Source organism: Streptomyces sp. NPDC059900, from assembly GCF_050270335.1.
Classification (GTDB): Bacteria; Actinomycetota; Actinomycetes; order Streptomycetales; family Streptomycetaceae; genus Streptomyces.
In genome coordinates this window covers 1-6,736 of record NZ_JBNNJZ010000455.1, presented here as the reverse complement: position 1 = coordinate 6,736, position 6,736 = coordinate 1, and the positions used below count along the sequence as shown (strand labels likewise).

At 69.3% G+C, this 6,736-nt stretch carries 6 protein-coding genes; all 6 read left to right on the top strand.

From position 1 onward, the window contains the following. The first annotated feature begins 336 nt into the window (after positions 1 to 336). The 6 genes from ACQKIP_RS35940 (at position 337) to ACQKIP_RS35915 (ending at position 6,734) form a co-directional block, all read left to right on the top strand. Complete coding sequence (locus tag ACQKIP_RS35940; RefSeq protein ID WP_365853199.1) at positions 337 to 1,107, top strand: DeoR/GlpR family DNA-binding transcription regulator; 771 nt, start codon at positions 337 to 339, stop codon at positions 1,105 to 1,107. A gap of 99 nt (positions 1,108 to 1,206) precedes the next feature. Then, entirely contained in the window at positions 1,207 to 2,571 is a 1,365-nt protein-coding gene (locus ACQKIP_RS35935; protein WP_365853197.1) for an ABC transporter substrate-binding protein, read from the top strand. Further along, positions 2,568 to 3,521 (top strand): carbohydrate ABC transporter permease, encoded by a 954-nt coding sequence (locus ACQKIP_RS35930; RefSeq protein WP_365853195.1) that lies wholly within the window; start codon positions 2,568 to 2,570, stop codon positions 3,519 to 3,521. Before ACQKIP_RS35935 ends, ACQKIP_RS35930 begins: the two co-directional genes overlap by 4 nt. Continuing rightward, on the top strand, positions 3,518 to 4,387 hold the full coding sequence (locus tag ACQKIP_RS35925; RefSeq protein ID WP_365853193.1) for a carbohydrate ABC transporter permease: 870 nt from the start codon (positions 3,518 to 3,520) through the stop codon (positions 4,385 to 4,387). The genes ACQKIP_RS35930 and ACQKIP_RS35925 overlap by 4 nt, the downstream gene beginning before the upstream one ends. Then, entirely contained in the window at positions 4,384 to 5,373 is a 990-nt protein-coding gene (locus ACQKIP_RS35920; RefSeq protein WP_365853191.1) for a zinc-dependent alcohol dehydrogenase family protein, read from the top strand. The genes ACQKIP_RS35925 and ACQKIP_RS35920 overlap by 4 nt, the downstream gene beginning before the upstream one ends. A gap of 125 nt (positions 5,374 to 5,498) precedes the next feature. Beyond that, on the top strand, positions 5,499 to 6,734 hold the full coding sequence (locus ACQKIP_RS35915) for a TerD family protein (RefSeq protein WP_365853488.1): 1,236 nt from the start codon (positions 5,499 to 5,501) through the stop codon (positions 6,732 to 6,734). Positions 6,735 to 6,736: the final 2 nt, after the last annotated feature.

The following is a 6,736-nucleotide window of genomic DNA, read 5'->3' as shown; positions in this document are numbered from 1 at the left end:
CCCTCGTACTGGACGTACTTGGGTCTGCGCCCGGTGCGGCGAGAGTGCGTGCATGGCGTCGCGCGGCAGACGGGAGTTTGACGACAGGCCCTAGGGGCGGGAATCAGCCCTTCCGGCGGTGCGGAAGGGCCGCCGGAAGGTGAATCGGGCACCGAACGGGCAGTCCGGACCCCCCGAACGGGCAGCCCTGCCGCCCGGAGCAGAGGCCGCGGCGCTGCCAAACGGGCAGAGACGGGCACCATCGCCCGCACTCCGAGCCTGTTCACACACCGTCCCCCGCTGTAGAACTTCCCCACAGGGCCCGAACGGGCACAGCCAGGGAAGGAGGCGGCATCCATGACCGCGGAAGAACGACAGCGGGAGATCGTCCGGGCAGCACGGACCTCCGGCTCCGTGGACGTCACCGCGCTCGCCACCGCACTGGGCGTCGCCAAGGAGACCGTCCGCCGTGACCTGCGCGCCCTGGAGGACCACGGTCTGATCCGCCGCACGCACGGCGGCGCCTACCCCGTGGAGAGCGCGGGCTTCGAGACGACCCTGGCGTTCCGCACCACCATGCACGTCCCCGAGAAGAGAAGGATCGCCACCGCCGCCGCCGATCTTCTCGGCGACGCCGAAACGGTCTTCGTCGACGAGGGCTTCACCCCGCAGCTCATCGCCGAGGCACTGCCCGAAGCCGCCAAGGGCCGCCCCCTGACCATCGTCACGGCGTCCCTTGCCACCGCCGGCGCTCTCGCAGAGGCCGACAACATGTCCGTCCTCCTGCTCGGCGGCCGGGTCCGCCCCGGCACGCTCGCGACCGTCGACCACTGGACGACGCGCATGCTGGCCGGGTTCGTGATCGACCTCGCGTACATCGGCGCCAACGGCATCTCCCGCGAGCACGGCCTGACCACGCCCGACCCCGCGGTCAGCGAGGTGAAGACGCAGGCCATCCGCGCCTCGCGGCGCACCGTGTTCGCGGGCGTGCACACCAAGTTCGGGGCGACGAGCTTCTGCCGGTTCGGGCACGTCGGCGAGTTGGAGGCCATCGTCACGAGCACGCAGCTGCCCGCCTCCGAAGCGCACCGCTACTCGCTCCAGGGCCCCCAGGTCATCCGCGTCTGACCCCCGCGCCCCCGCTCACGTCTCCCCCGCCCCTCCCGACTCTCCTGCCCGGCACCTCTCGTGATCCCGCACGCCCAAAAATCCACCCCAGGAGCATTCATGCGAACCCAGAGCCGACGGAGGCCGCGCGCACTCGCCGCGGCAGCCGCAGGGACGCTGCTTGCCCCGCTGCTCTCCGGCTGCTGGGCCGGGGCGGGCGGGACCGGTTCCGGCGACTCCATCAACGTACTGATGGTGAACAACCCGCAGATGATCGAACTGCAGAAGCTCACCGCGGCCCACTTCACCAAGGAAACGGGCATCAAGGTGAACTTCACGGTCCTGCCCGAGAACGACGTCCGCGACAAGATCAGCCAGGACTTCGCCAACCAGGCGGGCCAGTACGACGTCGCCACGCTCTCCAACTACGAGATCCCGATCTACGCCAAGAACGACTGGCTGCACGAACTCGGCTCGTACACGAAGAAGGACACGGCGTACGACGAGAAGGACGTGCTGCCGTCCATGCGCGAGTCCCTCACCGGCGACGACGGCAAGCTCTACGGACAGCCCTTCTACGGAGAGTCGTCCTTCCTGATGTACCGCAAGGACGTCTTCAAGAAGGCCGGTCTCACCATGCCGAAGAACCCCACCTGGCAGGAGGTGGCCGAGCTCGCGGCCCGGACGGACGGCGCCGAGTCCGGCATGAAGGGCATCTGTCTGCGCGGCCTGCCGGGCTGGGGCGAGCTGATCGCGCCCCTGACGACGGTGGTGAACACCTTCGGAGGGACGTGGTTCGACAAGGACTGGAAGGCGCACCTCGACTCCCCCGAGTTCACGAAGGCGACACAGTTCTACGTGGACCTGGTGCGCAAGCACGGCGAGTCCGGAGCCGCCCAGTCCGGCTATGCCGAGTGCCTGAACAACCTCACCCAGGGCAAGACCGCCATGTGGTACGACGCCACGGCCGCCGCCGGTTCCCTGGAGTCCGCCAAGTCCCCCGTCAAGGGGAAGATCGGCTACGTACCGGCGCCCGTGGAGAAGACGAAGAACTCCGGCTGGCTCTACACCTGGGCGTGGGGTCTCCAGAAGGCCTCGCGCAACCCCGACAAGGCCTGGAAGTTCGTCTCCTGGGCGTCCAGCAAGGAGTACGAGGAACTGGTCGGCGAGAAGATCGGCTGGTCCAACGTCCCCGCGGGCAAGCGCTCCTCGACGTACGACAACCCCGAGTACGTCAAGGAAGCCGCCGCTTTCCAGGACGTCACGCACGACGCCATCGAGGGCGCACGGCCGACCGACCCGGGCGTGCAGCCCAGGCCCGCGCCCGGCATCCAGTTCGTCGGCATCCCCGAGTTCACCGATCTCGGCACGAAGGTCTCCCAGGAGATCAGCGCGGCCATCGCCGGGCGCCAGTCCGTCGAATCGGCCCTCGAGAAGTCGCAGAAGCTCGCCGAGAAGATCGCCGAGGAGTACGAGGGACGATGACCGCCACCGCGAGCACCACCACCGTCGCGCCGACCACCGCGCGTGCCCCCGGCCCCAAGGCGCCGGGAAAGCTGCGAGCCTGGGCCACCAGGGCCCCGCTCCTGCCCGCCCTGATCTTCATGGTCGTCGTCACCCAGCTGCCCTTCGTGGCCACGCTGGTGATCTCCTTCTTCGACTGGAACGCCCTCTATCCCGACGCCCGCAGCTTCACCGGACTCGACAACTACTCCGAGGTCCTCACCGATCCGGACCTGCGCAAATCCGTTCTGACGACCATCGTGCTCACGGCCACCGTCGTGCTGGCGAGCCTGGTCATCGGGCTCGGCCTCGCCCTGCTCCTGGACCGCAAGTTCCGGGGCCGCGGCATGGTGCGCACCCTGCTCATCGCGCCGTTCCTGCTGGTGCCCGTGGCCGCCGCCCTGCTGTGGAAGCACGTGCTCTACAACCCCGAGTACGGCCTGTTCAATGGCCTGCTGCACTGGGTGGGCGGCGACGGCGCGGCCCAGCCCGACTGGGTGTCCAACACCCCGCTGCTCGCCATCGAGGCCTCCCTGATCTGGCAGTGGACGCCCTTCATGATGCTGATCCTGCTCGCGGGGCTGCAGAGCCGCGACAACGAACTCGTCGAAGCGGCCCGGATGGACGGCGCGGGCAACTGGCAGGTCTTCCGCTATCTGACGCTGCCGCATCTGCGCCGGTATCTGGAACTCGGCTCGCTGCTCGGCTCGATCTACATCGTGCAGAACTTCGACGCCGTCTTCACGATCACCTCGGGCGGCCTCGGCACCGCCAACCTGCCCTACACCGTCTACCAGAGCTTCTACCAGGCCCACGAGAACGGCCTGGCGTCCGCCGCCGGTGTCCTCGTCGTCATCGGTTCCATCATCATCGCGACCTTCGCGCTGCGGGTCGTCTCGTCCCTGTTCCGTGAGGAGGCGTCCCGCGCATGAGCACCGCTGCGACGCATGTACGCACCAAGCCAGGAAGCCGCTTCCGCATCCGGGGCTCCGCGGGCCTCGGCCTGGCCGCCTGGCTGGCCGGCATCCTGTTCTTCCTGCCCATCGCCTGGATGACGCTGACGTCCTTCCACTCGGAGGAGGACGCGGCCACCAACCCGCCCTCGCTGGCCGCCTCCCTCACCCTGGACGGCTACCGCGACTTCTTCGGCTCGGGCGGCGGCGCGAGCCCCTGGCCCTCGCTCGTCAACTCGACCGTGGCGTCGGTCGCCTCCACGCTGCTCGTCCTTGTCCTCGCGCTGCCCGCCGCGTACGCGCTGTCCATCAGGCCGGTGAAGAAGTGGACGGACGTCCTGTTCTTCTTCCTGTCGACGAAGATGCTGCCGATCGTGGCCGGTCTGCTGCCGATCTATCTCTTCGCCAAGAACACCGACATGCTCGACAACATCTGGCTGCTCGTCATCCTCTACACCTCGATGAACCTGCCGATCGCGGTATGGATGATGCAGTCCTTCCTCGCCGAGGTGCCGCCCGCAATCATCGAGGCCGCGCAGATCGACGGGGCGCGCCTGCCGACCATTCTCGCGCGCGTGGTGGCCCCCATCGCGCTGCCGGGCATCGCGGCGACGTCCCTGATCTGTTTCATCTTCAGCTGGAACGAACTCCTCTTCGCACGGGTGCTCACGGGCGTCGTCGCCCAGACCGCGCCCGTGTTCCTGACCGGCTTCATCACCAGCCAGGGCCTGTTCCTGGCCAAGGTGTGCGCCGCGTCGCTCGTCATCTCCCTGCCGGTGCTCGCCGCGGGGTTCGCCGCCCAGGACAAGCTGGTCCAGGGCCTGTCGTTGGGAGCAGTCAAGTGAAGGCCGCCATCATCGAGTCCGTCGGCAAGGCTGTGGTCGGCGAGGTGCCCGACCCCACTCCCGGGCCGCGCGACGTCGTCGTCGAGGTCGCCGCGTGCGGTCTGTGCGGAACCGATCTGCACATCTTGCAGGGCGAGTTCGCGCCCACCCTGCCGGTGGTGCCTGGACACGAGTTCGCCGGCCAGGTGGTGGGCCTTGGCCGCGAGGTCACGGAGCTCGCGGTCGGCGACCGGGTCGCCGTCGACCCCTCGCTCTACTGCTACGAGTGCCGCTACTGCCGCACCGGCCACAACAACCTCTGCGAGCGCTGGGCCGCGATCGGCGTCACCACCGCGGGCGGCGCGGCCCAGTACGCCGTCGCGCCCGTCGCCAACTGTGTGCGCCTCCCCGAGAACGTACGCACCCAGGACGCGGCGCTCATCGAGCCGCTGTCCTGCGCGGTCCGCGGCTACGACGTGCTCCGCGCCCGGCTGGGCGCCCATGTCCTGATCTACGGCTCGGGGACGATGGGCCTGATGATGCTGGAGCTGGCCAAGCGGACGGGCGCCGCGAGCGTGGACGTCGTGGACCTCAACGCGGACCGCCTGGCCACGGCGCGGCAGTTGGGCGTCTCGGGGTCGGCGGCGGGCGCGGACGAGCTCGACCGGCCGCAGGGCTGGGACATCGTGGTCGACGCCACGGGGAACGCGAACGCCATCCAGGACGGCCTGGGGCGGGTCGCCAAGGCGGGTACGTTCCTCCAGTTCGGCGTCGCCGACTACGCGACGCGGGTCGAGATCGACCCGTACCGCATCTACAACCAGGAGATCACCATCACCGGGTCGATGGCGGTCCTGCACAGCTATGAGCGGGCGGCGGAGCTGTTCGCCGCGGGCGTGCTCGATCCCGACGTGTTCATCAGCGACCGGATGCCGCTGGACTCCTACCCCGATGCGCTCGACCGGTTCGCCTCGGGGGTGGGCCGCAAGATCGTGGTGGTTCCGTAGCGGCGCGAACGCGGGAGGGTGCCTGCTTTTCGGCTCCCTCCCGCGTTCGGGGAATGCCGGGAAGAAATCTCCGCAGGTAAGGGAACGGCAAAGCCGGGACGTTCGTTACCCCGGACATGACCGCTATGACACCCGGCTCGAACATCCCTCTCACCGCCACCCGCGTGGCGGTGGACGTCGCCGCACCGGTGCGGCTCGACGTATCGGGCCTGCTGCTCACCGCCGACGGCAAAGTGCGCTCCGACGACGACTTCATCTTCTTCAACCAGCCCGCGGGCCCCGGCGTGACCTATCAGTCGGGCGGCGGCACCACCCCCGACAAGATCACGGTGGACACCACCGCCGTGCCCGCCGGCATCGAGAAGATCGTCGTCACGGCGAGCCCGGACGCGGCGGGCCAGTCCTTCCAGGGCATCGAGCCCACCGCCACGATCCGCAACGCGGACGACGGCTCCGTGCTCGCCACGTTCACGCCCCCGCAGCTCGGCGCCGAGACCGCCCTGGTGATCGTCGAGGTCTATCTGCGCAACGGAGCGTGGAAGGCCCGCGCGGTCGGCCAGGGGTACTCGAACGGCCTGGCCGGTATCGCGACGGACTTCGGCGTCTCGGTCGAGGAGCCCGCGGCCCCCGCCGCTCCTGCCGCTGCCGCGCCCGCCGCCCCGATGGCGCCCCCGTCCGGCGCCCCGGTCCAGGGCCCGCCCCCGCCGGTCGCGGACCCCCGCCTGGCCGCACCGGCCGCGCCCGCCGCTCCGCCTGCGCCCGCGGCTCCCGCCCCCGGCGCCGGGAAGATCAACCTGGACAAGGGCCGGGTCAGCCTCCAGAAGAACCAGACGGTGTCCCTGGTCAAGGGCGGCAAGCCGCTCCTGTCCCAGGTCAAGATGGGCCTCGGCTGGGAGCCCGCGTACGGCGGCAAGGACATCGACCTGGACGCCTCGGTCATCGCCTACGGCCCGCAGCGCAACCACGTGGACAGCTGCTATTTCGGCAAGCTGTCGATCGTGAACGGCGCGATCAAGCACTCCGGCGACAACCTCACGGGTGAGGGCGGCGGTGACGACGAGGTGATCGTCGTCGACCTGGGCCGGCTCCCGCAGGACGTGACGGGTCTGGTCTTCACGGTGAACTCGTTCTCGGGCCAGAAGTTCACCCAGGTCGCCAAGGCGTACTGCCGCCTGCTCGACGCGGGGACGGGCGAGGAACTGGTCCGCTTCGACCTCACCAACGCCGAGGCGCAGACGGGCGTGATGATGGCCAAGCTGATCAAGCAGTTCAGCGGCGAGTGGGAAATGACCGCAATGGGTGACTTCGTCAAGTCACGCACCGTGCGCGGAATGGTGAAGCCCGCCGCGCAGGCCCTGTAGGG

Bases quoted from the DNA above. Each gene is read 5' to 3' on its own strand.
- ACQKIP_RS35940 (WP_365853199.1), top strand. From the start codon at position 337: ATGACCGCGGAAGAACGACAGCGGGAGATCGTCCGGGCAGCACGGACC.
- ACQKIP_RS35935 (WP_365853197.1), top strand. From the start codon at position 1,207: ATGCGAACCCAGAGCCGACGGAGGCCGCGCGCACTCGCCGCGGCAGCC.
- ACQKIP_RS35930 (WP_365853195.1), top strand. From the start codon at position 2,568: ATGACCGCCACCGCGAGCACCACCACCGTCGCGCCGACCACCGCGCGT.
- ACQKIP_RS35925 (WP_365853193.1), top strand. From the start codon at position 3,518: ATGAGCACCGCTGCGACGCATGTACGCACCAAGCCAGGAAGCCGCTTC.
- ACQKIP_RS35915 (WP_365853488.1), top strand. From the start codon at position 5,499: ATGACACCCGGCTCGAACATCCCTCTCACCGCCACCCGCGTGGCGGTG.